24 protein-coding genes are annotated in these 24,725 nt (G+C 41.1%); 18 read left to right on the forward strand and 6 right to left on the reverse strand.

Annotation, left to right across the window (positions count from 1 at the left end; all coding sequences use genetic code 11):
• Nucleotides 1-152 precede the first annotated feature (152 nt).
• The 4 genes from ACPZ3T_RS27270 (at nt 153) to ACPZ3T_RS27285 (ending at nt 2,593) form a co-directional block, all read left to right on the forward strand.
• On the forward strand, nt 153-671 hold the full coding sequence (locus tag ACPZ3T_RS27270) for a hypothetical protein (RefSeq protein WP_490272556.1): 519 nt from the start codon (nt 153-155) through the stop codon (nt 669-671).
• Nucleotides 668-1,345, forward strand: coding sequence for a hypothetical protein (locus tag ACPZ3T_RS27275; RefSeq protein WP_490272557.1), 678 nt, complete (start codon nt 668-670; stop codon nt 1,343-1,345). The genes ACPZ3T_RS27270 and ACPZ3T_RS27275 overlap by 4 nt, the downstream gene beginning before the upstream one ends.
• Nucleotides 1,346-1,436: 91 nt before the next feature.
• Entirely contained in the window at nt 1,437-1,685 is a 249-nt protein-coding gene (locus ACPZ3T_RS27280; RefSeq protein ID WP_490272558.1) for a hypothetical protein, read from the forward strand.
• A gap of 635 nt (nt 1,686-2,320) precedes the next feature.
• The gene (locus tag ACPZ3T_RS27285; RefSeq protein ID WP_490272559.1) at nt 2,321-2,593 is read left to right on the forward strand and encodes a hypothetical protein; all 273 of its coding nucleotides are present in this window, start codon (nt 2,321-2,323) and stop codon (nt 2,591-2,593) included.
• Nucleotides 2,594-3,490: 897 nt separating this feature from the next.
• Here the strand turns inward: ACPZ3T_RS27285 and groL are convergent.
• The gene (gene groL / locus ACPZ3T_RS27290; protein WP_490272560.1) at nt 3,491-5,164 is read right to left on the reverse strand and encodes a chaperonin GroEL; all 1,674 of its coding nucleotides are present in this window, start codon (nt 5,162-5,164) and stop codon (nt 3,491-3,493) included.
• Nucleotides 5,165-5,329: 165 nt separating this feature from the next.
• Between groL and ACPZ3T_RS27295 the strand changes: the two genes are divergently transcribed.
• Nucleotides 5,330-6,409: an MraY family glycosyltransferase gene (locus tag ACPZ3T_RS27295; RefSeq protein ID WP_490277387.1), complete on the forward strand. Its 1,080-nt coding sequence runs from the start codon at nt 5,330-5,332 to the stop codon at nt 6,407-6,409.
• A 198-nt stretch (nt 6,410-6,607) separates the two neighbouring features.
• Here ACPZ3T_RS27295 and fabG read toward each other — a convergent pair whose 3' ends face one another.
• On the reverse strand, nt 6,608-7,360 hold the full coding sequence (gene fabG, locus ACPZ3T_RS27300) for a 3-oxoacyl-[acyl-carrier-protein] reductase (protein WP_490272561.1): 753 nt from the start codon (nt 7,358-7,360) through the stop codon (nt 6,608-6,610).
• Between the two features lie 327 nt (nt 7,361-7,687).
• Here fabG and trxA point away from each other — a divergent pair, with 327 nt between their 5' ends.
• Nucleotides 7,688-8,005 carry a thioredoxin gene (gene trxA / locus ACPZ3T_RS27305; protein ID WP_490272562.1) on the forward strand — a complete coding sequence of 106 codons (318 nt, stop codon included), beginning with the start codon at nt 7,688-7,690 and terminating at the stop codon, nt 8,003-8,005.
• Between the two features lie 135 nt (nt 8,006-8,140).
• Nucleotides 8,141-8,362 (forward strand): DUF167 domain-containing protein, encoded by a 222-nt coding sequence (locus ACPZ3T_RS27310; protein WP_490272563.1) that lies wholly within the window; start codon nt 8,141-8,143, stop codon nt 8,360-8,362.
• 112 nt (nt 8,363-8,474) lie between these two features.
• Here ACPZ3T_RS27310 and ACPZ3T_RS27315 read toward each other — a convergent pair whose 3' ends face one another.
• Nucleotides 8,475-9,107 carry a glutathione S-transferase family protein gene (locus ACPZ3T_RS27315; protein ID WP_490277388.1) on the reverse strand — a complete coding sequence of 211 codons (633 nt, stop codon included), beginning with the start codon at nt 9,105-9,107 and terminating at the stop codon, nt 8,475-8,477.
• Between the two features lie 200 nt (nt 9,108-9,307).
• On the opposite strand from ACPZ3T_RS27315, the gene ACPZ3T_RS27320 reads away from it, so the two are divergent.
• The 5 genes from ACPZ3T_RS27320 (at nt 9,308) to ACPZ3T_RS27340 (ending at nt 13,089) form a co-directional block, all read left to right on the forward strand.
• Nucleotides 9,308-10,009 carry an SOS response-associated peptidase gene (locus ACPZ3T_RS27320; RefSeq protein ID WP_490272564.1) on the forward strand — a complete coding sequence of 234 codons (702 nt, stop codon included), beginning with the start codon at nt 9,308-9,310 and terminating at the stop codon, nt 10,007-10,009.
• A 92-nt stretch (nt 10,010-10,101) separates the two neighbouring features.
• Nucleotides 10,102-10,623: a photosystem I assembly protein Ycf3 gene (locus ACPZ3T_RS27325; protein WP_490272565.1), complete on the forward strand. Its 522-nt coding sequence runs from the start codon at nt 10,102-10,104 to the stop codon at nt 10,621-10,623.
• Between the two features lie 573 nt (nt 10,624-11,196).
• Nucleotides 11,197-11,487 (forward strand): Asp-tRNA(Asn)/Glu-tRNA(Gln) amidotransferase subunit GatC, encoded by a 291-nt coding sequence (gatC, locus tag ACPZ3T_RS27330; RefSeq protein WP_490272566.1) that lies wholly within the window; start codon nt 11,197-11,199, stop codon nt 11,485-11,487.
• A 276-nt stretch (nt 11,488-11,763) separates the two neighbouring features.
• Nucleotides 11,764-11,967, forward strand: coding sequence for a ChaB family protein (locus ACPZ3T_RS27335; protein WP_490272567.1), 204 nt, complete (start codon nt 11,764-11,766; stop codon nt 11,965-11,967).
• Between the two features lie 615 nt (nt 11,968-12,582).
• Nucleotides 12,583-13,089 carry a hypothetical protein gene (locus ACPZ3T_RS27340; RefSeq protein WP_490272568.1) on the forward strand — a complete coding sequence of 169 codons (507 nt, stop codon included), beginning with the start codon at nt 12,583-12,585 and terminating at the stop codon, nt 13,087-13,089.
• A gap of 214 nt (nt 13,090-13,303) precedes the next feature.
• Here ACPZ3T_RS27340 and ACPZ3T_RS27345 read toward each other — a convergent pair whose 3' ends face one another.
• The 3 genes from ACPZ3T_RS27345 to ACPZ3T_RS27355 form a co-directional block, all read right to left on the reverse strand.
• Nucleotides 13,304-13,513 carry a hypothetical protein gene (locus ACPZ3T_RS27345; RefSeq protein ID WP_490272569.1) on the reverse strand — a complete coding sequence of 70 codons (210 nt, stop codon included), beginning with the start codon at nt 13,511-13,513 and terminating at the stop codon, nt 13,304-13,306.
• Between the two features lie 40 nt (nt 13,514-13,553).
• Nucleotides 13,554-14,183 carry an HPF/RaiA family ribosome-associated protein gene (locus tag ACPZ3T_RS27350; protein WP_490272570.1) on the reverse strand — a complete coding sequence of 210 codons (630 nt, stop codon included), beginning with the start codon at nt 14,181-14,183 and terminating at the stop codon, nt 13,554-13,556.
• A 136-nt stretch (nt 14,184-14,319) separates the two neighbouring features.
• On the reverse strand, nt 14,320-14,973 hold the full coding sequence (locus ACPZ3T_RS27355) for a phosphoribosyltransferase (RefSeq protein ID WP_490272571.1): 654 nt from the start codon (nt 14,971-14,973) through the stop codon (nt 14,320-14,322).
• Nucleotides 14,974-15,287: 314 nt separating this feature from the next.
• Here ACPZ3T_RS27355 and ACPZ3T_RS27360 point away from each other — a divergent pair, with 314 nt between their 5' ends.
• The 6 genes from ACPZ3T_RS27360 (at nt 15,288) to ACPZ3T_RS27385 (ending at nt 24,657) form a co-directional block, all read left to right on the forward strand.
• Nucleotides 15,288-16,163: an RnfABCDGE type electron transport complex subunit D gene (locus tag ACPZ3T_RS27360; protein WP_490272572.1), complete on the forward strand. Its 876-nt coding sequence runs from the start codon at nt 15,288-15,290 to the stop codon at nt 16,161-16,163.
• 153 nt (nt 16,164-16,316) lie between these two features.
• Nucleotides 16,317-17,693, forward strand: coding sequence for a DUF2330 domain-containing protein (locus ACPZ3T_RS27365; protein WP_490272573.1), 1,377 nt, complete (start codon nt 16,317-16,319; stop codon nt 17,691-17,693).
• A gap of 533 nt (nt 17,694-18,226) precedes the next feature.
• Nucleotides 18,227-18,880, forward strand: coding sequence for a sigma-70 family RNA polymerase sigma factor (locus ACPZ3T_RS27370; RefSeq protein ID WP_490272574.1), 654 nt, complete (start codon nt 18,227-18,229; stop codon nt 18,878-18,880).
• Between the two features lie 269 nt (nt 18,881-19,149).
• On the forward strand, nt 19,150-20,451 hold the full coding sequence (gene iscB, locus ACPZ3T_RS27375) for an RNA-guided endonuclease IscB (protein WP_490272575.1): 1,302 nt from the start codon (nt 19,150-19,152) through the stop codon (nt 20,449-20,451).
• Between the two features lie 196 nt (nt 20,452-20,647).
• On the forward strand, nt 20,648-23,332 hold the full coding sequence (locus ACPZ3T_RS27380; RefSeq protein WP_490272576.1) for a CHAT domain-containing protein: 2,685 nt from the start codon (nt 20,648-20,650) through the stop codon (nt 23,330-23,332).
• A gap of 356 nt (nt 23,333-23,688) precedes the next feature.
• Entirely contained in the window at nt 23,689-24,657 is a 969-nt protein-coding gene (locus ACPZ3T_RS27385; protein ID WP_490272577.1) for a DUF1822 family protein, read from the forward strand.
• The last annotated feature ends 68 nt before the right edge of the window (nt 24,658-24,725 follow it).

Below are 24,725 nucleotides of genomic sequence, written 5' to 3' on the forward strand. Positions count from 1 at the left end.
TTTGTGCGTATAGGTAGTAACCTATTTTACTGAGAAGCGTACTCGGCGAATACCCATTTTTAAAAACGGTTTTCAAAATTTGCGATTTGCGATTTGCGAATATAGAATATTATTGTACCATTTGTTTATCAATAGCGTTGAAAGATAATACTATGTTGAAGCCTCAAGACGTTGTTGTTCTGCTTAAGGTACATAGCTTGCAAAATTCTGAATGGACTTACAGTGAACTAGCTCACAGTTTACGTATGAGTCAATCTGAGGTTCATGCTGCTTTAAAACGGTCTGAGTCTAGCGATTTATATGATGGTTCTTCTAGAAAAGTCAAAAAACGGTCTTTACTGGAATTTCTCATACATGGGATTAAGTATGTGTTCCCTGAAAAACCCGGTACTTTAAGTCGAGGTATACCCACAGGACATTCTGCCGAGCCTTTGAAAAACTTAATTAGTGTTGATCCTAATGATGCCTATGGTGCTTATGTCTGGAGCGATCCTGAGGGTACTGTTAAAGGGCTAAGTATTAACCCTTTATATAAATCTGTTCCAGCCGCAGTAAAAAATGACCCAAAATTACATGAATTGCTTAGTTTAGTTGATGCAATTCGAGTAGGTCGTGTGCGTGAACAGAATATTGCAAGTCAAGAGCTTGAGCAGAGATTGATTCAAAAATGAATGAGTCGGTTCAAATGCTGGAAAAAGCTGCAAATTTACTTGCAGATGTACAGAAACAAATAGTTTTTGTAGGGGGTGCAACAATCTCGCTTTATCTTGATGAACTTTCTTCTGGTGATGTACGTTCTACTAATGATGTTGATTGTGTTGTTGAAATCACATCTACTGCCGAGTATCATCAATTTTCTAAAGAACTTCGCAAGATTGGGCTTGAAGAGGATATAGAAAGCAGAGTGATATGTCGTTGGCGTTATCAAAACTTAATAATAGATATTATGCCAACTAATTCCTCTGCACTTGGCTTTTCTAATTCTTGGTATGAACCTGGTGTTAAAAATTCAATTATCCATAAACTTCCAAGCGGACAAGAAATAGATATATTTCCAGTGCCTTATCTCTTAGCATCAAAGATTGAAGCATTTCTGGGACGAGGTAACGGCAATTATTATTATAGTCATGACTTAGAAGACATTATATTACTGCTAGATGGTTGTCCTTCATTAGAAGAGGAAATACAGCAAGCCTCTGAAGATGTAAAAAAATTTATAAAAGAGTGGTTTACACGCGAACAAGACGACCTCTTAGAAATTGCACCTAGCCACCTCTCATCAACATCTAAAAACGCTGGACGTGACAGAAGACTTTTATCTTTAATTGAAAGATTAGCTACGTGAATAAAAACTTTGTTACAAATATTGGGTATTTATCTAAACATAGTAAATCAATCTGGCAAGAGTGATCGCGCTGTTGTGGGTTAATCGAATCTTGAATGCCTTACATTCGCTGCATTTAGGGAGATGTCGTCATAAACCTTTTTCCTGCCGACGAGCGCGATCGCACTTTTGGCTAATTTGTCGTTCAATGCTTTACAGTCATAACTTTCACGCCAATGTCGTGTTTGGTGTGTATACCGACAGAAAACGCGATCCGATTGCCCGTGACTTAGTGCAAATCATCCGCGCCAACGTCACAATTGACTGGATTGAGAAAGAAAGGTCAAGGCTAATCGGCTAAGGAGGCATAGAACCTAGCTAACACAAATTTTAAACTAAACTGTTTAGGTTTTCAATAAAGTGACTTTACTGTATTTTTTATTTTCCCAACATATATTCTTGAGTATAGTTTTCCAGTGTTGACACAATTATATTAACTGTCTAAAAATCAATTATTCCTTTTTTAAATTTTATAATCTCTATCATTTTCAGGTATTCTTATATTATCTGAAATATATGAAATGTTTACATAGTAGGCTTTTATGGGAAAATACACTATTTTTACAAATTTATTGTTACTAGCATTTTTAAAATAAATCACTTAATTAGTATGTGATAGAATATCAACAATGTTGAAATTGAATAATATAAAAAACAGCTTATTACAATTTTAAAACAGGAGTTTATGGTGCAAGCAATTTGAAATTAATCTTGAATTTAATAACCGTTTTTAAATGAAATTAAAAGCCAATCAGATACTAAAACAATGACCCAAGAAATAGCATCTTTTCAGAATAAATCTTGGGAAACTCCCATTTATTTGTGTTTAGACCCAAAAGTAAACACGCTCTCAAAAAGTACATCTAATTGTTTTCTAGCACATGAAATCACTCAAATCTCCAAGCTTATGTGTATTTCTTATTTAAGGAAAAAAATATGGCTTTAAGACTTAAAGTTTCGCGTGAAGACTTCTCTGAGGCTGAAACTGATGGATGGGTTGACGGGCGAGTCCGAGGTCAAAGTGCGCTTTGGGCGTATGTAGAGCTTGGCAAAGAGGTTGAGTATATATCTCACCCAAAAGATGACCCCAAAACTGAATATAGGTGTTTTATAAGATGTAACGTATTTTATGCTGAAAGCCAACAAATGCTAGAGAACGAAGAATGGCAAGCTGAAGACTATAATGTCACAGTTACTATTTACTGCTAAACTGCAACATTTTCTGACTCAGATCCTTTTTTCCTGAGTTTCCCGCGTCTTTTGACGTGCTGAACAACTATGTTGTCTTTGTTCTCAGCTATAAACTGTTCCAGGTCTTCTAATGCAACCTGGACAGTTTGACCGTTCTTTAAGAGTACATTAGGCATAAGTAATAATGCTCAGAGTTTCAGTCCCTAATAGGGAATTACCTTGAATTAAATTCTAATATCTTTATGATGATAACTGTCATCCCTCGGTGAACAAAAAGTGAAAAATTTAAAATACCTCCGACCGCGCAAAGATAATTATGTAATTAAGTTGCTGTGTGGCGTGATCGCATCTGCCAGTTATAGGGTGAAACTAAAGTTTTTGAAATTATCTTTACAAAATTTTACAATTCGTTCCATTCTGCACATAACTCGGCGGACACTCTTGATCAGTAGAATCTGGTTATAGATAATGTCATCATAGTTAATCAACTCGACATCATAAATAATCTACAACGTTCTAAACCCTCTACCAGAGTAAGTTTTATTTCCTAGTTCGTACCTAATGAATGCGAAACCTTAAACGAATTATTTACAGTATGGGAATATAAAGAGAACTGCTATTGTCTGGGCGGTAATGTAAATATAGGCTGGTAGTTGCGACATTTGCATGATCCAAGGTTTTTTGTACCCATCCAAATATCTGCACCCGCTTTTTCAGCGTGGGCAGCATAAGCCTGACGCAACTAGTAGGGAGAAACTTTTTTATTAATTTTGGCAGGAGATCCCGGCGCATCATTCGGCAGCGTTGCAAATTGCAAATTGGGCATTGGGGAGGCAGTGCATTGCTTTGGTTTCCAAAGTTGTAGCAACTGCCATCATCGGGTAGTTTCCCATGCCCTATGCCCCATGCGCGATATTAGAACATACCCATGCCGCCCATGCCGCCCATACCGCCCATGCCGCCCATGCCGCCCATGCCGCCCATACCGGCATCAGCAGGCATTGCAGGTTTCTTCTCTGGTTTTTCTACCACGATCGCCTCGGTAGTTAACACCATACCAGCAATAGATGCAGCATTTTGCAATGCGGAACGCACTACTTTAGCAGGGTCAATAATTCCGGCTGCAATCAAGTCTTCAAATTCACCAGTAGCGGCGTTGTAACCCATGTTAAATGCGCTGTCTCTGACTTTGGAAACGATGACAGAACCTTCTGCGCCAGCGTTATCAGCGATTTGGCGTAAGGGTGCTTCTAAGGCACGTTTGATAATGTCAGCCCCAATTTTTTCTTCTTCGTCCAGGCCGTTCTTAATTTCGTCTACCTTGGTGGACAAGTGAATTAAGGTTGTACCACCGCCAGGAACGATACCTTCTTCTACAGCCGCTTTGGTCGCGTTGAGTGCGTCTTCAATGCGTAACTTGCGGTCTTTGAGTTCGGTTTCGGTGGCTGCACCGACTTTAATCACTGCTACACCGCCAGCGAGTTTAGCAATGCGTTCTTGGAGTTTTTCTTTATCGTATTCGGAATCAGTTTCTTCCAACTGTTTACGAATTTGACCGATGCGTTTTTGTACTTCTGGTTTGGCAGAACTACCAGCAACAATGGTGGTATTTTCTTTGTCGATGGTGATTTTACGGGCAGTACCCAACATTTCCAAAGTTGCGGTGTCTAAGCTGAGGCCGATTTCTTCGGAAATCATTTGGCCATCAGTGAGGATAGCAATATCTTGCAACAGTGCTTTGCGGCGTTCACCAAAGCCGGGAGCTTTAATTGCTGCTACAGCTAATACACCCCGTGCTTTGTTGACAACTAAAGTTGCTAAGGCATCTCCTTCTACATCTTCAGCAATAATCAGCAGGGGTTGACCTAAACGGGCAACTTTTTCGAGTACAGGTACTAAGTCTTGGATGCTGTTGATTTTTTTGTCGGTAATCAGGATGCGGGCGTTTTCAAACTCTACCGTCATCCGGTCGTTGTTGGTGACGAAGTAGGGGGAAATGTAACCTCTATCAATCTGCATCCCTTCCACTACTTCTAGTTCGGTGGTGAGAGATTTTGATTCTTCAACGGTAATGACACCATCTTTGGTGACTTTTTCCATTGCTTCGGCGATCATTTGACCGACTTCTTCGTCGTTACCTGCTGAGACAGTGGCAACTTGCGCGATCGCACTTCCTTCTACTGGTTTGGCAACGCTAGCAATTTCTGCTACCAATGCCTCAATAGTTTTATCGATACCGCGCTTCAAGCTTACAGGATTGCTACCAGCAGCAACGTTCTTCAAACCTTCTTTAATCAAGGCTTGTACTAAAACGGTGGCTGTGGTTGTACCATCACCAGCTACATCCTTGGTTTTAGATGCTACCTCTTGAATCAGCCTAGCACCAGTATTTTCTAAAGGATCTTCTAACTCAATTTCTTTGGCAACAGTGATCCCGTCATTGACAATTTGGGGAATACCAAATTTTTTTTCTAAAAGTACGTTGCGACCTTTTGGCCCCAAAGTAATTTTTACCGCATCAGCCAGGGCATTTACACCCCGTTCCAAAGCGCGCCGTGAATCTTCATCAAACGAAATAATTTTTGCCATGTTCCCTTTCTCTAGCGTTTCCATTACACAATTTAGCACTCACTGGCTCAGAGTGCTAAGTACTTGAACGTCCTAAATCACGTCTGAAAATCAAAAAAAATTGAGTAATATACACTTGATGCTCATGTAGGATACTGGCAGTGATGGTTAAATCGGGAGATGATTCTGAACTTAGAGAACTCCCTTAGGGCTATTGGTATTGCTAACCCTAGCGGCTCCGGCTGGTTGGCAGTAGTTTTTACATTTATCTTGGCTTGGTTAGTAACGTGGCGTTTAATTCCCACAATACGCACATTTGCTTTGCGGGTGGGTTGGGCTGACCAACCCAACGCCAGAAGACTCAACCGAGAACCTTTGCCAAATGCAGGAGGTTTAGCTATTTATGCAGGCGTAATTGCCGCACTGGTATTAGCTAGCCTATTACGACCGATTGAACTCCAGAACGTATTAGCTCAAGTATTGACTATTTTACTGGGAGGTTCAATTCTAGTCTTGGTCGGGTTTATAGACGATCAGTTCGGATTACCCCCCTCTGTACGCTTGTGGGCGCAAATTATCACGGCATTATTGCTTTTTGCTAACGGCATTAGCGTTGATGTGACTTTAGGTACGCCTATAGACTGGATTTTGTCAATGTTGCTCACAGTGCTGTGGATTGTTGGGATTACCAACGCTGTTAACTTGATGGATGGGATGGATGGGTTAGCAGGTGGGATTAGTTTCATTACCGCCATGAGTTTACTAGGAGTTTGCGCCCAATTTCCCAACCGTGCAGCATCCACCCTAGTTTTAGCTGCCTTGGGTGGTGCAGCGTTAGGGTTTTTACGGCATAACTTCCACCCGTCAAGGATCATCATGGGTGATGCGGGAGCATACTTTTTTGGTTATGTGTTGGCAGCTACCAGTATTTTAGGTAATCTACAACGCAATACTATATATGCCCTCGTACCTTCAGTTTTATTCCTGTTGTTGCCAGTGTTAGACACTACACAAGTATTTGTCCGGCGGTTATTAGCAGGCAAAAACCCGATGAGTACCCCCGGTAAAGACCACCTACATCACCGTTTACTCGCCTGGGGATTTTCCCAACGCCGTGCTGCACTTACTCTCTGGTCAATTACCCTATTGTGTAACTTGTTAGCCATGAGAGTCCAAGGCATGAGCTTGGCTGTAATTATTACCACCTGTAGCAGCATCATTATCCTGCTCACTTTTACCGTCTGGCAAAGAATCCGCACTAATTAAGGGACTTCCAACTAAAAAAATATACAATCGCTGTGGTAAGCAGGAGGGCAGGGGGCAGGGAGCAGGGAGCAGGGGGAAAAATCAAAATATTCTTTCTCGGAAATTGGATAATTTATTTTCTGGAAGTCCCTAAGTAATTCGTAATTAAATTTGTAATTACGAATTACGTTAGCGTAGCGGGGCGCAGCCCATTACGAATTACATCACCATTCCACCATCAACGTTAAACACTTGTCCGGTAATGTAAGCGGCGGCGGGGTCGGCGGCGAGGAAGCGCACCATCCCAGCAATGTCTTCTGGTTGACCGTAGCGACCTAGGGGGATAAATTTCAAAATTTCATCGGCTTTGAGGTCGCTAGTCATGTCTGTGGCAATGAAACCTGGCGCAACGGCGTTAACGGTAATCCCACGGGATGCGAGTTCTTTGGCGACGGTTTTTGTAAAGCCAATCACACCTGCTTTAGCTGCGCTGTAGTTTGCCTGACCTGGATTGCCCATTTGTCCAGCCACAGAGGTAATGCTAATAATTCGGCCAGAACGCTGCTTGAGCATGATTTTACTGGCGGCACGAGTACATAAAAACACGCCTGTTAAATTCAGGTCTATTACTGCTTGCCAATCTTCTGGCTTCATCCGCAAAAGTAGAGTATCACGGGTGATCCCGGCATTATTGACTAAGATATCAATGCGTTTGAACTTATCCATGACAGCATTGATGAGGGCATCGACCTGATCAGCTTGAGAAACGTCGGCTTGGAGTGCGATCGCCTCTCCTCCATTACTAGTAATTTCTGCTACCACCTGATCAGCAGCACCACTAGAGCTAGCATAGTTGACTACCACAGTTGCACCATAAGCCGCTAATTCTAGTGCGATCGCCCGGCCAATTCCTCGTGAAGCACCCGTAACAACTGCTACTTGCCCTTTTAAATTTTCAGTTACAATAGCCATGAATGAACGATTCCTTAAAATTTCAATTACCGCGCTAATGATTTTATGGTGATTTGTACCTACATCTGATCAGTAATTTAAAATCGCAAATCCAAAAAGCCATTTGATAGTAAAAATTGCTTTCCCAAGAGACTTGCAGAGAATCAACTAACGAATTTATTTTTATAATTTTTTTTTGTCTCCCCCTGCTCCCTGCTCCCTTCATTTTATTGGAAGACCCCAGTTGCTAATTCATTTCGCAACAATAAAAACAAAATAATGTTACACCGTTCTGGGAAAGCAGACATTAAGATTGAATTTAATCAATAAAAAATTGGTGTGTGTCACATGGCTACTAAAAAACAATTCAACAGTTTTGACGAGATGCTGTCTGATTCTGATGTGCCTGTTTTAGTAGATTTTTACGCTGAATGGTGTGGCCCTTGTCAGATGATGGGGCCAATTTTAGAGCAAGTTAATGCTCAATTACAAAACCGTTTGCGAATTGTCAAAATTGACACGGAAAAATACGAAGAATTAGCAACTCAGTACAGAATTGAAGCTCTACCGACACTGATGTTGTTTAAACAAGGTCAACCAGTTGACCGAATAGAAGGTGTTCTGCAAGCACCCCAGTTAGTACAAAGGTTGCAAGGTCTACTTTAATTAAAGTTAAGTTTAGAGACGTTAATTTTAACGTCTCTAAACATTTTTTGTCTTCGGACTGCCTCCCCTGTTCAAGAGCTTTTCACAGATACCCTCTAGATTGGTTTTGGCTCAAAAATTAAACAACATTAAGTTATGCAAAAGAAGGTGAAAGTTAAACCCAACTCCAAAAAGCAAAAAATTATAGAAGAATCTGATGGTAGCCTCACTGTACACTTAAAATCTCCACCAGTAGACGGCAAAGCTAATGAGGAATTAATCAAACTGCTAGCCGACAAGTTTGATCTGCCAAAATCTCAAATCAGAATTAAGTCTGGTTTATCTTCACGACAAAAATTGATTGAGATTGATGAATAATCATCTCATTAGTTTTATTTATTACTACCAATGCCCAATGCCCAATGACGGCAGTCCGCTCAAGTCGGGAAACCCGCCCACACGGCTACCTCCCCCATGCCCCATTCTCAATTTACCAATCAAAGCAGAGTTGAGGTTCATGGGTGATACTGATATATCCTGGTTGGGCTTTAACTCGTTCTAGCCAAGCTTGAATTGCAGTAAATTGTGTTAAATCAAACCCGCCTTCGTCAGCAACATGAGTATAAGCAAATAAAGCGATATCAGCAATTGTGTAACGCTCATCGACAAAAAAGCGATGCTGGCTTAAATGATTTTCCATTACTTTGAGGGCTGCGTAGCCTGGCTCACGCTTTTCTTCTAGGGCGGTGCGATATTCTTGTCCTTTCCCTAAAATAGACATCCAAAATCTTGATGTGGCAATATACGGTTCATGACTGTATTGCTCAAAAAATAACCATTGCATTACCTGGGCTTTTAAATAGCGATCGTAAGGTAAAAATTCTGTATTTTCGCTCAGGTATAATAATATAGCATTCGATTCTGCTAAATATTTTCCTGGAGAAATTTCTAAGACTGGTATTTTGCCGTTAGGATTTTTACTTAAAAAGTCTGATGTACGGCTTTCTCCCTTTAAAATATTCACCTCTACTCTCTCAAATGGCATACCCATTTGTGTTAGTAAAAGACGTATCTTATAGCCGTTACCTGAAAGTAAAAAATCGTACAAACGCAATGTTTCCATGTAGAAAATATGATGGATAATAGGTGACAAATTTAGGCTCTAAAATACAATACCTTACCAAATTATTGCTAACAAACAGGATGTTTTGTGATTTTGATGCCTTTATTTATCAGATTATTAATTATCTGAATAAATAAAAACAATATTCTTTAAATTTGCTCTCAATATGTTTAATTTGATGCAATACTTAAAACTAAATTATGTGTGGAAGATTTACTTTAACCCAGTCAGAACAGGCCTTAGCTGATTTTTTCCAAATACAAGAAGTTCCCCATTTAGTGCCGCAATATAACATAGCACCTACGCAAATGGTTGCAGCCGTCTTGTCTAGTCCTACAAATAACAAACGTCAATTGCAGCAGTTGCGTTGGGGTTTAATTCCCTCATGGGCTAAAGATTCTAGCATGGGGGCAAAGTTAATTAACGCCAGAGCGGAGACTGTAGCTCAGAAACCATCGTTTCGTTCCGCCTTCAAGCATCGACGCTGTTTAGTCGCGGCTGATGGCTTTTATGAATGGCAAAAACAACAAGGCACAAAACAGCCATTTTACTTTCGTCTCCGAGGCGGAAAACCCTTTGCTTTTGCAGGGTTATGGGAAAAATGGACTGCACCCACTCAAGAAGAAATTATCTCTTGTACAATTTTGACAACGGCAGCCAATGAGTTATTGCAATCGATCCATGATCGTATGCCAGTGATTCTTGACCCTAAAGATTATGATTTATGGCTAGATCCAGAACTACAGACACCTGAACCACTACAATCCCTATTATCTCCCTATCCAGCCGCAGCCATGACTGCTTACCCTGTAAGCAAACTTGTCAATAGTCCAAAAAACAACAGCCGAGAATGTATCATCCCCATCGACGAGCAGAATCATCACCCAAATCAGTTAAATTAACTATTGAGCATCTGAAAGAACTGAAAACTAGGGACTAGCAAAAAATTACTTGTACCCAATACCCAATACCCAATACTCAATCAGAGGCAAATATGCCAAGAACGCAAAAAAACGATAACTTTATTGATAAATCTTTTACTGTCATGGCAGATATTATCCTGAAGATACTGCCAGCTAACAAAAGAGCTAAAGAAGCATTTGTGTATTATCGAGATGGGATGTCCGCCCAGGCAGAAGGTGAGTATGCTGAAGCACTAGAATACTATGAAGAAGCTCTCACCCTAGAGGAAGATCCTAGCGATCGCGGTTTTATTCTCTACAATATGGGTTTGATCTATGCCAGCAATGGCGACCATGACAAAGCTTTAGAACTCTATCACCAAGCTATTGAACTTAATCCTCGCTTACCCCAAGCTTTAAATAATATTGCGGTAATTTATCACTACAAAGGCGAAAAAGCGAAGGAAGCTGGAGATAACGACGCTGGCGAAGCACTGTTTGACCAAGCCGCAGACTATTGGATTAGAGCCATTCGCATGGCCCCCAATAACTACATTGAAGCTCAAAACTGGCTCAAAACCACTGGCAGAATGCAAATTGACGTATTCTTTTAGGGGTTAGTAGGGTGCGTCAGTTTCAGAAAAACTAACTATAACCTAACTTTTTAGGGTATCTGGAAAACCCCTCTCCATAGAGCGAAGCTCTTCTTGTTAGAGTACCTCTCCCCTGCAACTGTCTATGGTGTACACACAAGTCATCTGATCCCCCTAAATCCCCCTTAAAAAGGGGAGCCACTGCGTTGGGCGGCTCTGCCGACTTGTAGCAAGTGGCGTGGACTTTGATTCTTGTTCCCCCTTTTTTAAGGGGGGCTAGGGGGGATCAAGTCACATTTTGCACTCAGCACAAAGATGTGTGTACACGGTAGCCTGCAACTGTAGAGACGTTGCATGCAACGTCTCTACTTTGATTCTTGCTCCCCTTCCCTTGTAGGGAAGGGGTTGGGGGTTAGGTTTCACGTTAACTTTTCCACATAGCGTGAAAAGTCAGAACTATACCCAGAAGTTATTCATACTGACGCACCCTACATTTTGGATATTTTTTGCTCTGGAAGTATCTAATCTCAAGTGCAGAGTAAAAATAATTAACTTTCGACTGTTAGCTAATAACTATTGACGCTGAAATTAACCATGATTGATCAAGAACAAGTTCATAAAGTTGCCCTACTCGCTCGTTTAGAATTGACTCCAGAAGAAGAGGAACAATTTACTACTCAGTTAGGCAGTATTCTGGATTATGTTGAGCAGTTGAGTGAGTTAGATGTTAGTAATGTACCTCCAACAGCAAGGGCTATTGATGTTAGTAATGTGACTAGAGAGGATGAATTACAACCATATCCTGACAGAGAAACAATCCTCAATAGTGCGCCGGAACAGGAAGGCGACTTCTTTAAAGTGCCAAAAATTCTCAATGCTGATTAGTTATTAGTCAATCAGTTACGTGGGTGCGTCAGTATGAATAATTTCTTGGTATAGTTAACATTTTTCACACTGACGCATACCAAATTTTTCATATTTTTGCTCTGAAACTTACTGAGTGAATCATTAAACACGATGAACGCAGAAGGATGCAAATAAATTTGTACCTTAGCAGACTAGAAAACACTATCAAGGCGCGATAAAATCTTTAATTAGTTGATCACTAACCACGAAAAGTAGCATGACTCTCTTTACTAGTACAGTAAAGGGGTTTAATTGATGCCTTATCAGAAAATTGAAGATTTACCAAACTCTGTCAAACAACACTTACCTCAACACGCCCAAGAAATTTTTCGAGCAGCTTTTAATAGTGCTGAAGAAGAATACAATGAAGAAGAACGCGCTTTTCGAGTTGCTTGGAGTGCAGTCAAACGTGACTACGAAAAGGGTGATAATGGAGAATGGCACAAAAAGTCAGAATAGTTGTGTTTAATTTCTCTCTTTAGTTAGAAGTAAACGCAAAATATAATCGTTATCTTGCTTAGTAGCAGTGGTATTAGGAATTAGTATAACAACCACTGTGGGATATTATGGCAATTATCTGCAAGCTTGAGAGATTGCCAATTTATTTCATAACAATAGATATGTGAAAGTTACGTAGCGGTGTATCAACAATAATTTCCTGTTTGATATTCTCACTTTTGATGGTATCTGGAAAACCCCTCTCCCAAGACGCGGAGCGGCTACTCTACGAGAACGCTAAGAGCGAACTCGCTAGAGTACCTCTCCCCTACTAATGTAGAGACTTTTCATGAAACGTCTCTACAAATTCCCCCTTACCTTGTAGAGAAGGGGGTTAGGTTTGACGTTAGCTTTTCCACATAACATAAAAAGTCAGGTTTGATATTAGAGTAAATGAAGTATATAAAAACCTATTCATAATTGTTTTACACCAATTTTGCAAAATTCATTCAGCAACAAATGCAAAATTTCAAACTGATGTGTTTGGGTTTTAAAATTTTATTTGATTTTGAAATCATTGATATTACACAGTTGCTAACTGCATAACGAATTTGATCATCACAAATTAAAAATAGTATGAATTATCTTGTTGCAGTCTTACCTGAAAAAACAACAGCAGAAGCTGCCTACTCTGCTCTCGAACAACAAGGATTATCCAAATCACAAGTTAATATTTTAGGTGAGGGTTATGAAAGTGCTGATGAATTTGGTCTGATTAATCCTGAAACACCGGCACGTCAACAGGTAAAACGGCTTTTTTATTGGCTTATACCCTTTGGTTTTATTGCTGGCTATGCTTTTAATTTGTTAACAAACATCGATATCTTACCGCAAGTTACACCATTTGGTAATCATTTTATTGCAGGTTTGTTAGGGGCTGTATCTGGTGGATTGGGTGCTTGGGTGGTAGGTAGATTAGTTGGTTTAACAGTTGGTAGTGGTGATGCGTTGTCTTACCGCAACCGATTAAACGCTGGTAAATATTTAATTATTATTAATGGTAATGAGGGGATAATCCGCGAAGCTACTCGTGTACTGCGTCAATTTGAGCCGGAAAATATTCAAGGTTATGCACAGAGGTAGGTATTAGGGGCGGATTCAAAAATATCATTTACGCCTAATGTGAATTAGCAAAAACTTCTATCTAGTAAATAGCCTATGCGGTGTGCGTATCAAACTCGGTAGGGGCGGGTTCACGAAGATCAAGAGTTAATCATTAATAATGTTTGTTAACCCGCCCCTACAAATATCTAGGTATTTACTTTTGCAAAAATCAAATATGAATCCTATTTTCCTATCAATTTTTTTGCTCTAGTTCTTTTTGAGTTGATGGATGAGCATTTTCAATGTGCTGAATGAGAATTTCTGCCATCTCTACAGCTGTTAAAATTAATTGCTGTTCCATTTTACCGTAACCTCCCTCATCACTGACTTGGGGATAAATGTGAGGATTAGAGAGCATCGCGGCTAAAAGTTGAGATGAAGTTTGTTTAAATTCGTTATTCATAATTAATTTATTCAATCATGATTGATAACTGATAACTGATTTAAGTTCTCCAGTCTAAAGGGGGTTCAATGAGGGTTTGATTGGATTTACCAGCACGAACACCTGGTTTATCTACAATTTTGACTGTGCTGGCTTGTAGTCCTTCTTCGCCTTCTTCTATGGCACAATGGACACCTGTACCAATTTCTAGGCGTTCAAAGTCGTGATGGAGAACGCTGTTACGGTGGAAGTAAATTTCTTGGCCATCTAGATTTTTGATAAAGCCGTATCCTTGATCTCGGAATAGTTTGGTGACTAGTCCTGTGATTTCGGCGGCAGCTTCTTGGTTTTGGGCGCGATCGCTTTGTTGTTGAATTTGAGTCAGTTTGACTAATTGCTGACGGGCTGCATCAAAGGCATCTCTAATCACGGCATCTAAAGGATCATACTGGATACTTTGACCAGGATTGCTATGTGCTACGAGTTCATGCCCTGGTGGTACGGTAATATCAATTCTGACACGATAGGGCGAACCACTACGGGGGCGATCGTGTATTTTTTCTACAGCGATATGGCAGCTATTGATATAACTGCAAATATGCTCTAATTTTGCAACTTTTTCTTTAATGAGGTTATCGATCGCAGCTGTTTTTTCTAAGTTACGATAGGTAATTTCTAGTGGTACTTGCATATTAATTAGGGGTGTGGGGGTATAGGGGTGTGGGGGTGTAGGGGTGTAGGGGTATAGAGGGGTATAGGGGTATAGGGGTATAGGGGTATAGGGGTATAGGGGTGTGGGGGAGAGATTTTACGCCAATACTTATTGACTATTGACTGTTGACTAAATGACGGGATTTTTTGAGCAATTCGTGGACTTGAGCATCGGAAGTTTGCGGAAAGTCTTCATACCACATACCAACGCTGTAAAATTGGCTGGGTGTGGCGATACAGACCATTTTGTCTACTTTGGGCTGTAATTGTTGGTATGTCTCCGGTGCAGCAACGGGGACGGCTATAACAATTTCTTGGGGATTCTTGTGTCTGACAGCAATTACAGCCGCCGACATGGTTGCACCAGTGGCTAAACCGTCGTCAACTAAGATAACTTTACGTCCTGTTAATTCGGGAAAAGGCTCATCGTCCCGATACATATTTTCCCGTCTTTCTAGTTCCCGTTGTTCTTGGGCTGCAACTCTAGCAATGACTTCATCGGGAATGTTGATTTCATTGACAATTTGTTGGTTGATGATGCGGACACCACCGGAGGCTAATGCTCCCATAGCTAGTTCTGGATTATCGGGTAAACCAAGTTTGCGTACTACTACCACATCCAAGGGAGCATTTAAAGCTTGAGCAATTTCAAAGGCGACGGGAACGCCACCTCTAGGTAGGGCTAAAACCAGCACATCTGGGCAGTTAACATAATCTGTTAACTTACTGGCTAAAACTTGGCCTGCGGCTGTGCGGTCTTTGAATAGCATGGCTGGGGTAATTCGTAGTTCGTAATTCGTAATTCGTAATTTGATTTTTCTATTGTGGTTCGATTTTAAGAAGTTGAAGATGAAATGTCCTCTGACTAACGAGGCGATATCTTGGCTCTATTAGTCTGTCTAATGGATTAGTTAAGGTTGGGGAAGGTTTGATTTTGAAACGCAGAGGAGCGCGGAGGTTAACGCGGAGGGGCGCGGAGGTTTGAGGGTTTTTTTGTTACAAAATCTGTAACGGTAACATATTTTGCGGTTGAACTCGTTTAAATTGAGAAAAATTATACGGGGAATCCCTGAATAAAGAGTTAATGTTGCTCAAAGATATACGGGATTATCAAATTCTATTTCTCGGCTTGTTCCTAGTTTTGGGTATTGGAACAAGGGATTGGACTCTGCGACCACAATTCATTGCAGTAGCGATCGCCACTTGTCTTTTAACACAGTGCTTTTTGTCATCGGTAATGAGGCAGGGGGCAGGGGGCAGGGAGCAGGGGGAGGAAGATTCTTTGTATCCCAATCCCCAGTCTCCAGTCTCGAATCATCTAAATATCCGCAGTGCTTTGATTACTGCTTTGGGACTTAGCCTCTTGTTACGGGCTGATCATTGGACAACGATGGCTTTGGCGGCAGCTAGTGCGATCGCTAGTAAGTTTTGTTTGCAAGTTAACCACAAACATTTCTTTAATCCAGCTAATTTTGGCATCATTGTTGCCTTGGTTTTCACTGCTGATGCTTGGGTTTCTCCAGGGCAGTGGGGTGAAGATTGGTGGTATGCGCTGTTATTTGCTGGGGCTGGAGGGATGATTTTGCAACGAATTGGTCGTTGGGACACTACAGCCGCTTTTTTGGCTGCTTACTCCCTATTAGAAGCCATGCGTAATCTTTGGTTGGGCTGGACTTGGGATGTTTACTGGCATCGGTTAATGAGTGGATCTTTGTTACTGTTTGCTTTGTTTATGGTGACAGATCCTCGGTCAATTCCTAACGCCAGGTTTGGGCGTGTGATTTGGGCAGTGTGCATTGCCATTGTTACTTTTGTACTGCGAAATTATTTCTTTATTCCCACAGCCGTTTTTTGGGCATTGTTTATGTTTGCACCGTTAACCATCTTATTTGATGTGATCTGTGCAGCCCCGCGTTTTGATTGGTTAGAGGCAGTGAGGAGTAAGGGTGTAGGGGTGTAGGGGTGTGGGGGTGTGGGGGTGTAGGGGTTTAGGGGTGTAGGGGCAGGGGAAGACAAGGGAGACAAGGTAGACAAGGTAGACAATGTGTCCACTCCATACTCATTACTCACTACTCATTACTCATTACTCATTACTTTACATATGAGGTATAAAATGCAGCAATTCCGATTGATTATTCCGTTGTTATCAATAATCATGTCTGTATTGTGCTTTGCACCTACAGCTTGGGCTTTTTGCGGGTTTTATGTAGCGAAAGCTGATACTAAACTATATAACAAAGCTTCTCAGGTGGTGATTGCTAGAGATGGCGATCGCACTGTTTTGACGATGGCTAATGATTACCAAGGACAAGTCAAAGATTTTGCAATGGTTGTCCCTGTACCTACGGTCATCCAAAAAGAGCAGGTGCGTGTTGCTAACCCCAAGATTATTGAACGATTGGACGCTTTTAGCGCACCGCGTCTAGTAGAATATTTTGATGAAGATCCCTGCACTCCCTATGCACGCAGAGGGAATGTATTTTTAGCAGCACCTTCAGCTGTAGTGAATGAAGCACAAAGTGCAAGAGGCGATCGCAGTTTGGGTGTAACTGTGGAAGCGCGTTTTAATGTGGGTGAATACGATATTGTGGTTTTGAGTGCTAAGGAGTCTGGTGGTTTAGAAACTTGGCTCAACCGTAATGGTTATAAAATCCCTAGAGGTGCAAGACGTTTACTTAAACCCTATATCCGCTCCTTAATGAAGTTTTTTGTTGCCAAAATCAACCTTGATAAATTTGAAAAATCTGGTTACGAGTTTCTGCGTCCTCTACAAATCTCTTACCAATCACCCAAGTTTATGTTACCGATTCGCTTGGGGATGATTAACGCTACAACTGAGCAAGATTTAATTGTCTATGTCCTCTCACCCAAGGGACAAGCTGAAATTACCAACTACCGGACTGTGAAAGTTCCCTCTAATGTCAACATTCCCATATTTATCAAAGAGGAGTTTGGCGATTTTTACAAATCTACATTTCAAACTGCTTACACCAAGGAAGGTAAAAGAGTCGCCTTTTTAGAATATGCCTGGGATATGAGTAATTGCGATCCCTGTGCGGCTGAACCGTTAACACAGGATGAACTCAAGCAAGCTGGTGTGTTTTGGTTAGATAGTGACTCCCCCAGCACCGCACCTAGACCCCCGCAATTTCGCGGTCGCTTTCCTACTAGTAACGTTTTTATCTCTCGTTTGCACGTCCGCTATACCCGTGACAAGTTCCCCGAAGACTTGATATTTCAAGACACTTCTAACCGGGAATCTTTCCAAGGGCGATATGTTTTACAACATCCTTTCACTGGGGAAGTAAAATGTCAAGCTGGTAAACAATACAGACGCTCTTTACCCAAACGTTTTGAACAAGAAGCCCAAACCCTCGCCAAACTCACTAACTGGAACATCCAAGATATTCGGCGCAAAATGCAGTTGAGTGTGGGTAATCTCAGCAGTTCTTGGTGGGAGAGTTTGTTTTCTTGGTTTCCCTGGCGGTAGATTTTTCATGTAGGGGAGGCAAAAAGCGGTGTGGATTTTCCTCCCGCTTTATTGCTATTGTGTGAGGCTCTGAAAGTATTTGAACGTAGTCATTAGACTGATAGTGTCGCGCACCAACCATCGATTGTGAGACTTGCATAAGTCATGTTTGTAATTCACGTCTAATGTCATTTTAAATCTTGCGAATACCTAGATATTTGTAGGGGCGGGTTCACCGAGATCAAAAGTTAATCATGAATGATGTTTGTTAACCCGCCCCTACTATTGATTGGATAGATGGTTTTCCTAATTCACATCAGGCGTAATTCGTAATTAGGTTTTTTGAAATTCCCAATGTTTGTAGAGAGTTGATATGTTCCAATACACTTTAATAAGTCTAAACAAGTCATGTAAAGACGCGATAAATCCTGCTCCGCAAGAGCAATTATCCATAGAAATCTTAGGCAACAGAAATTATTTGAGGATGACGACTCGTAGTAATAATATATTCTTGCTCATCCTTATAACCTCTTGCCTTTTTCTTCTTTGTGATCATGGTTGAATTTGATGAACAGCTACGTAACTTAGTTTCCCAAGTCTGTGGACATCCTCCTGGTAGTCCGCAACGTCAGAAGCTGCTCACCCAAATTATTCGCCTCAGTTCCAAGAAACTTTGGCGAGAAAATACCCCTTACTATCAAGATGCACTACAGCAAACTTGGTTATATTTCTGTCGTAACATTTGCGAAGGACTCACAGGGCAAAAATATGATCCTACCTACGGGACTGTTGTGACTTGGTTAAATGCTTACTTAAAACGCAGATTACAAGATTTTTATATCAACCAAAATAAACAACAAGCCACAACTATTCCCTTGTGGGTGCGTCAGTCTAAATCAGGTGAGAGTGGTGACGTTATTGACCCTGTAGACAATTTGGCTGCTACTCCTGAACCACGACCAATTTTAGATGAGTTAGAAACTTGGGTAAATACTGATGCTACTGGAGAATTAAGGAATACTCACGTTAAAGGTCGTCCAGAGGTTAACTGTCAGGTGTTAATTCTCAAACGTTTACCGCCTGAAGTGAGTTGGAAAGAATTATCTGCGGAATTTGGGCTAGCAATTCCTACCTTAAGCAGTTTTTATCAACGTCAATGTCTGCCACGTTTACGTAAATTTGCTGAAAGTGAAGGTTTAATTGAATAAGATATGACTGAGGTTGAGCGATCGCTGTTGATTCTGGTCAGAAACCCCACGCCTAAAGGCGGGGGCTTGAAAAAGCCCATCTGACCAGCCTAAGTCTTAACTGACTACGTTAGTGGCAAGAGTTTAAGACCTACCAGGGAATGCGTAGCTAGTTCCCTGCTCTAGAACCAAATTGTTAAACATCTGTACAACGGTTAAGGAAGTGCAATTTGGATAGTTACCGACCACTAACATTGGCGAAGCTAACATTACCCGCAAGGAGGCACTTTATGTGCAAAGTTTTTGTAATTGATACAAACCGCATACCGCTAAACCCAATACATTCAGCACAAGCAAGACAATTATTAAGGAGCAAAAAAGCAGTTATTTATCGCCGCTTTCCGTTCACTATTATTCTTAAAGAATCACAGTCATCGCCAGTACAACCACTGCGATTAAAACTAGACCCTGGTGCTAAAACCACAGGGATTGCATTAGTTAACGATTCAACAGGAGAAGTAGTTTTTGCTGCTGAATTAAAACATAGAGGCTTTGCTATTAGAGATGCTCTTACCTCAAGAAGACAATTAAGACGTGGCAGAAGAAATCGCAAAACCCGTTACAGAAAGTCAAGATTTCTCAACAGAACTAGACCCCAAGGATGGTTAGCACCTAGCCTGATGAGTCGGGTTCACAATGTTGAAACATGGGTAAACAGATTACGTAAATTTGCACCAATCACAGCTATTAGCACCGAATTAGTCAAGTTTGATATGCAGTTAATGCGTAATCCTGAAATTGAAGGCAAGGAATATCAGCAAGGGACGTTAGCAGGTTACGAAACCAGAGAGTATTTACTTGAAAAGTGGAATCGGCAATGTGTTTACTGCGGAGTGCAAAACGTACCTTTGCAGATTGAACACATTCACCCACGTTCTAAAGGTGGCTCTAATTCAATTGCAAACCTTACCTTAAGTTGCGAAAAATGCAACATCAAAAAAGGGATTAAGGATATTAAGGATTTCCTCTCTACGAGACGCTGCGCGAACAAAAAAGACCCTATTAAGTTACAGAAAATCTTGGCACAAGCTAAGAAACCGTTGGCTGATGCAGCAGCAGTTAATGCTACTAGATACAAGCTTTTGGAGGTTTTAAAATCAACAGGGTTGTCAGTTGAATGTGGCTCTGGGGGTTTAACAAAGTTCAACAGAACTAGGCAGCAATTAATCAAGAATCATTGGATTGATGCTGCTTGTGTTGGCAAATCAACACCAACATTAAATATCAAAGGTATCAAACCATTGTTGATTACAGCGAATGGACACGGTAATCGCCAAATGTGTGGGACTGATAAATTCGGTTTTCCGACTCGTCATCGCACAAATAAACAAATCCATTTTGGTTTTCAAACTGGAGATATCATTAAAGCGGTTGTTACAAGTGGGAAAAAAGTTGGCGAATATTTAGGACGTGTTTTGTGTCGTGCCACGGGTAGTTTTGATATTGCTACCAAAACTGGAAGAGTTTCAGGTATCAGTCACAAATACTGTTCAGCAATTCACAGAAAGGATGGATATAGTTATGCCTTTTGAAGCAATTTTGACGGCGATTGAAATCGCCTGCGCCTTACCCCCATGTCTAAAGCCAGGGGCTTCCACGGCGCGAGGACTTTGGTGAATAAAATTCTTGAAGCCGAGTCATAGGTGATCAAAACTCATGGCAACATGATTTTAGTGACTCAACAAACAATTATCTATCTCCTGGGTTTGATCTGCTGGTTGTCATACTATGAATAACTTAGTTAAAATCTTTCGTCGTGATTTCGCAGGTAAAAAGCTAAAAATCAAACTGAGTTTATTTATATACTTTTTGGTAACTTTAGTCTTGACAATCAATGCACCTGTACTGGCAATCAACTCAACTGCCAACACACAAGCAGCAAAGACGGGAATATCTCAGTCTCTAGATGGGGCAAAGTTAGTAAATTCTGAGCGTGACTTATTAATAGCACAAGGTAAATCTTTATATGATGCGGAACGTTTTGCGGAAGCCGCGCAAGTATTACAACAGGCTGCTCAAGTATATCGACAACAGGGAGATGATCTCAAACTAGCCGGGACTTTGAGTAACTTGTCTTTAGCCTATCAACAACTTGGCGACTGGGAAGCCGCAGAAAAAGCAATTAACAGCAGTCTAGAATTACTTAAAGCTCAAAAAAATCAGCAAAACCTGCAAATATTAGCCCAAACCTTAGATATTCAAGGGCGTTTGCAATTATCAATGGGGAAACCAGAAGCAGCCTTAGCCACTTGGGAGCAAACCGCAGAGATTTACCAACAAAACAAAAATCAAGCCGGGGAAGTGCGATCGCAAATCAATCAAGCCCAAGCTTGGCGCAACAAAGGTTTTTATCGGCGAGCAGTGCAGATTTTATTAGCAGTCAAAGAGAAATTACAAGCACAACCAGACACCTTAGAAAAAGCTGTAGGATTGCGATCGCTCGGTGATGCCTTAATGGTGATCGGTGATTTAACTCAATCTCAGAAGATTCTAGAGCAAAGTCTGTTGGTTGCCCAACGTCTGGAATTACCTGCACAAATGGCAGCTAGTTTATTAAGTTTAGGCAACAATGCCAGAGCGAAACAACAACTACCACAAGCACTTGACTACTATCAACAAACAATCACAAAATCAGTTTCACCCCTCACCAAAGTTCAAGCCCAACTTAATCAACTCAGTCTGCTCATTGACACCCAGCAATTATCACAGATCCCAAATCTTATCCCCTCAATTGCTGCCCAACTCCAGCAACTCCCCCCCAGTCGGGCTAGTATTTATGCCCAAATTAACTATGCTCAGAGTTTGATGAAAGCTCTCAATCCTGAGTCAAGATTACAAAACAAAAATTTAGACTCCATCACCAATACTGAAGACTTAGCCAGATTACTCGCTAATACCATCAAACAAGCCCGCAGTTTGGGAGATAAGCAAGCCGAAGCCTATGGATTGTTAAGTTTGGGAAATTTGTACGAAAACAACCAACAATGGCAAGAAGCACAAAGTATTACTCAGCAGGGATTAATGCAGGCACAGAGTAGCAATGCTCCCGATATTATCTACCGCTTAGAGTGGCAATTAGGAAGATTATTTTCCGCCCAGAAAAATATACCCAGTGCGATCGCCGCCTATGATGCAGCCGTCAGCACACTCAAATCCCTCAGAGGTGACTTAGTAGCCGTTCATCAAGACGTACAATTTAACTTTCGTGACAGTGTAGAACCTATCTATCGTCAATCGGTAGAGTTATTGTTAGAGTCCCAAGGGGAAAACATAGACCAAAAAACTTTAGATAAAGCCCGCCAAAGAATTGAAACTTTACAGTTAGCAGAATTAGATAACTTTTTTCGGGAAGCTTGTTTACAAGGTGAAAGTGTACTGATTGATCAAGTAGTAGATCAAGATAATCCCACCACTGCTATTCTTTACCCGATTATTTTGCCCAAACGCTTACAAGTAATTGTCAAAATTCCCCACCAAGACTTAAAGCATTACAGTGCCAACATTACTCAAGTAGAAGTAGACACCCTCGTTACCCAACTGCGAAAAGATTTAGTTAATCCCACAGCTACCAACGAGATTAAAGCTAAATCAAAACAAGTCTATGACTGGTTGCTCAAACCCATTGAATCAGAATTAGCAGCGAGAGGGGTAAAAACCATAGTATTTGTACTAGATGGAACGTTACGTAATTTACCGATGGCGGCTCTTTACGACGGACAGCAATATTTAATCGAAAAATATGCGATCGCCCTCAGTGTCGGACTACAATTACTTGACCCTAAACCCCTACAACGCCAGGAACTCAGAGCCTTAACTGCTGGACTAACTCAACCACCAGCAGGGTTTCCTGATTATTCACCCCTACCAGCCGTCAAATCAGAAGTAAGCCTAATTGCTAGTGCGGGAGTTTCCACCAAAAGCCTGTTAGATCAGCAATTCACTAGCCAAGCCCTAGAAAAAGAAGTGAATAATGCTACATTTAACGTTGTACATTTAGCTACGCATGGTCAATTTAGTTCAGTTGCCGACCAAACGTTTATTTTAGCTAACGATCGCCGAATTTACGTCAAAGAATTTGACGAGCTACTACGCAACCGAGAACAAACCCAGCCCAGGGCAGTAGAACTATTAGTTCTGAGTGCCTGTCAAACAGCAGTAGGAGACAATCGCGCCGCCCTCGGTTTAGCAGGAGCAGCCGTCCGAGCCGGCGCACGCAGCACCGTCGCCTCCCTGTGGCAAATTGATGATGAATCAACAGCCTTGTTTGTAGGTGAATTTTATCAACAACTCAAAAACAACAAAATTACCAAAGCCGAAGCTTTGCGACTAGCCCAACTAAAATTACTACAGCACCCCAACTATCAAGCCCCGAGTTTTTGGTCAGCTTATGTATTAATTGGTAACTGGTTATAATTTCACGCGATGTGGAACTTATTATTAAAACCCCTCTCCATAGAGCGAAGCTCTTCTCGTACAGTACCTCCGAACAGCAACTGTAGAGACGTTGCATGCAACATCTCTACTTTAATTCTTGCTCCCCTTCCCTTGTAGGGAAGGGGCTGGGGGTTAGGTTTGAGAGAAAGTTGCACACGGCGTAATTTCCGCATTGGAAATCATCAGTTAAACAGTTATTAAGTGGCTGATAACTCCTGCCTTACGAGTTTCCACTTAATTCCAAAAATCATCTAAGATTCATTGATTTTATGGCATAAATTCAGCGAATCTGGGTGATATGTACATAGCAGCACTGATCACTGGGGATGAAACCTATGAATAAAAACACATTCAAGCTCAAGGATTCCGCAATTACACTACCAATTTCTCAAGCAGCTCTGGCAACTGCTCAAGGATTTGCTAACCAACAGCCGACTTTAGCAAAAGCTGAACAAGTTAGGTTGAATACTTTAGCAGTCTGGGTAGTAAATGATTATTTACAAATGATGGAGATTCCTACCAATTTAACAGGTGGTGATAGTTGGAATCCCATTATGCAACTGTGCGCGAATGTGGCTGATTTAGAGGTTTCCTCCCTTGGTCGTTTGGAATGCCGTCCTGTACTTGCATCCGAGCAAGTATGCTCCATGCCGGCAGAAACTTGGGAAGACAGAGTGGGTTATGTGGTTGTGCAAGTAGATGAATCTTGCCAAGAAGCACATATACTAGGTTTTGTCAATAAAGTTAGCACAGAAACATTAGCTTTAACTCAACTAGAACCTATAGAAGCACTCCTAGACCACCTAGCACAATTGAGAACTTCCCCAGTAGATGTGCTAGCCAATCTCAGCCAATGGTTTGTCGGACAAGTAGAAGCTGGTTGGCAAACAGTAGAATCTTTATGGAACACACCCGAAATCAGACCAGCTTACGCTTTTCGTAGTCCTGTTAGCACTCCAGAAGTAACACAAGGGGAGTCAGAAACAGTTACTAGAAGAGCAAAACTGATTGATTTGGGTATTCAAATTGACAACCACCCAGTCATGTTAATTGTGGAAATTGCCCCGGAAGTTAACCAAAAAACTAGTATTAGATTGCAACTCCACTCTACAGGTAATCAAATGTATTTACCAACTGGAGTGCAATTGAAAGTATTAGATAATTCTGGCGCAGTCTTTTTAGAAGCTCAAGCTAGAGGTGCAGATAACTACATTCAGTTACAGTTTCGTGGTGAAGTCCAAGAGCAGTTTAGCGTTCAGGTATCATTAAATGATATGAGTATTAAAGAAAACTTTGTGATCTAATTAACTAGGTCAATGTCAAGTATTATTTTGGAAGTAGGAAGCACTCACAAAGGAAATTTCCTCACTCC

Source organism: Aliinostoc maniaoense, assembly GCF_058172895.1.

Excerpts from the sequence above, each read along its gene's own strand:
- ACPZ3T_RS27360 (WP_490272572.1), top strand. The coding sequence starts at position 15,288 with ATGTTGCTCAAAGATATACGGGATTATCAAATTCTATTTCTCGGCTTG.
- ACPZ3T_RS27380 (WP_490272576.1), top strand. The coding sequence starts at position 20,648 with ATGAATAACTTAGTTAAAATCTTTCGTCGTGATTTCGCAGGTAAAAAG.
- ACPZ3T_RS27385 (WP_490272577.1), top strand. The coding sequence starts at position 23,689 with ATGAATAAAAACACATTCAAGCTCAAGGATTCCGCAATTACACTACCA.
- gatC (WP_490272566.1), top strand. The coding sequence starts at position 11,197 with ATGATTGATCAAGAACAAGTTCATAAAGTTGCCCTACTCGCTCGTTTA.
- ACPZ3T_RS27270 (WP_490272556.1), top strand. The coding sequence starts at position 153 with ATGTTGAAGCCTCAAGACGTTGTTGTTCTGCTTAAGGTACATAGCTTG.
- ACPZ3T_RS27325 (WP_490272565.1), top strand. The coding sequence starts at position 10,102 with ATGCCAAGAACGCAAAAAAACGATAACTTTATTGATAAATCTTTTACT.
- ACPZ3T_RS27340 (WP_490272568.1), top strand. The coding sequence starts at position 12,583 with ATGAATTATCTTGTTGCAGTCTTACCTGAAAAAACAACAGCAGAAGCT.
- ACPZ3T_RS27285 (WP_490272559.1), top strand. The coding sequence starts at position 2,321 with ATGGCTTTAAGACTTAAAGTTTCGCGTGAAGACTTCTCTGAGGCTGAA.
- ACPZ3T_RS27320 (WP_490272564.1), top strand. The coding sequence starts at position 9,308 with ATGTGTGGAAGATTTACTTTAACCCAGTCAGAACAGGCCTTAGCTGAT.
- iscB (WP_490272575.1), top strand. The coding sequence starts at position 19,150 with ATGTGCAAAGTTTTTGTAATTGATACAAACCGCATACCGCTAAACCCA.
- fabG (WP_490272561.1), bottom strand. The coding sequence starts at position 7,360 with ATGGCTATTGTAACTGAAAATTTAAAAGGGCAAGTAGCAGTTGTTACG.
- ACPZ3T_RS27350 (WP_490272570.1), bottom strand. The coding sequence starts at position 14,183 with ATGCAAGTACCACTAGAAATTACCTATCGTAACTTAGAAAAAACAGCT.
- ACPZ3T_RS27370 (WP_490272574.1), top strand. The coding sequence starts at position 18,227 with ATGGTTGAATTTGATGAACAGCTACGTAACTTAGTTTCCCAAGTCTGT.
- ACPZ3T_RS27335 (WP_490272567.1), top strand. The coding sequence starts at position 11,764 with ATGCCTTATCAGAAAATTGAAGATTTACCAAACTCTGTCAAACAACAC.
- ACPZ3T_RS27315 (WP_490277388.1), bottom strand. The coding sequence starts at position 9,107 with ATGGAAACATTGCGTTTGTACGATTTTTTACTTTCAGGTAACGGCTAT.
- trxA (WP_490272562.1), top strand. The coding sequence starts at position 7,688 with ATGGCTACTAAAAAACAATTCAACAGTTTTGACGAGATGCTGTCTGAT.
- ACPZ3T_RS27365 (WP_490272573.1), top strand. The coding sequence starts at position 16,317 with ATGCAGCAATTCCGATTGATTATTCCGTTGTTATCAATAATCATGTCT.
- ACPZ3T_RS27275 (WP_490272557.1), top strand. The coding sequence starts at position 668 with ATGAATGAGTCGGTTCAAATGCTGGAAAAAGCTGCAAATTTACTTGCA.
- ACPZ3T_RS27310 (WP_490272563.1), top strand. The coding sequence starts at position 8,141 with ATGCAAAAGAAGGTGAAAGTTAAACCCAACTCCAAAAAGCAAAAAATT.
- ACPZ3T_RS27345 (WP_490272569.1), bottom strand. The coding sequence starts at position 13,513 with ATGAATAACGAATTTAAACAAACTTCATCTCAACTTTTAGCCGCGATG.
- ACPZ3T_RS27355 (WP_490272571.1), bottom strand. The coding sequence starts at position 14,973 with ATGCTATTCAAAGACCGCACAGCCGCAGGCCAAGTTTTAGCCAGTAAG.
- groL (WP_490272560.1), bottom strand. The coding sequence starts at position 5,164 with ATGGCAAAAATTATTTCGTTTGATGAAGATTCACGGCGCGCTTTGGAA.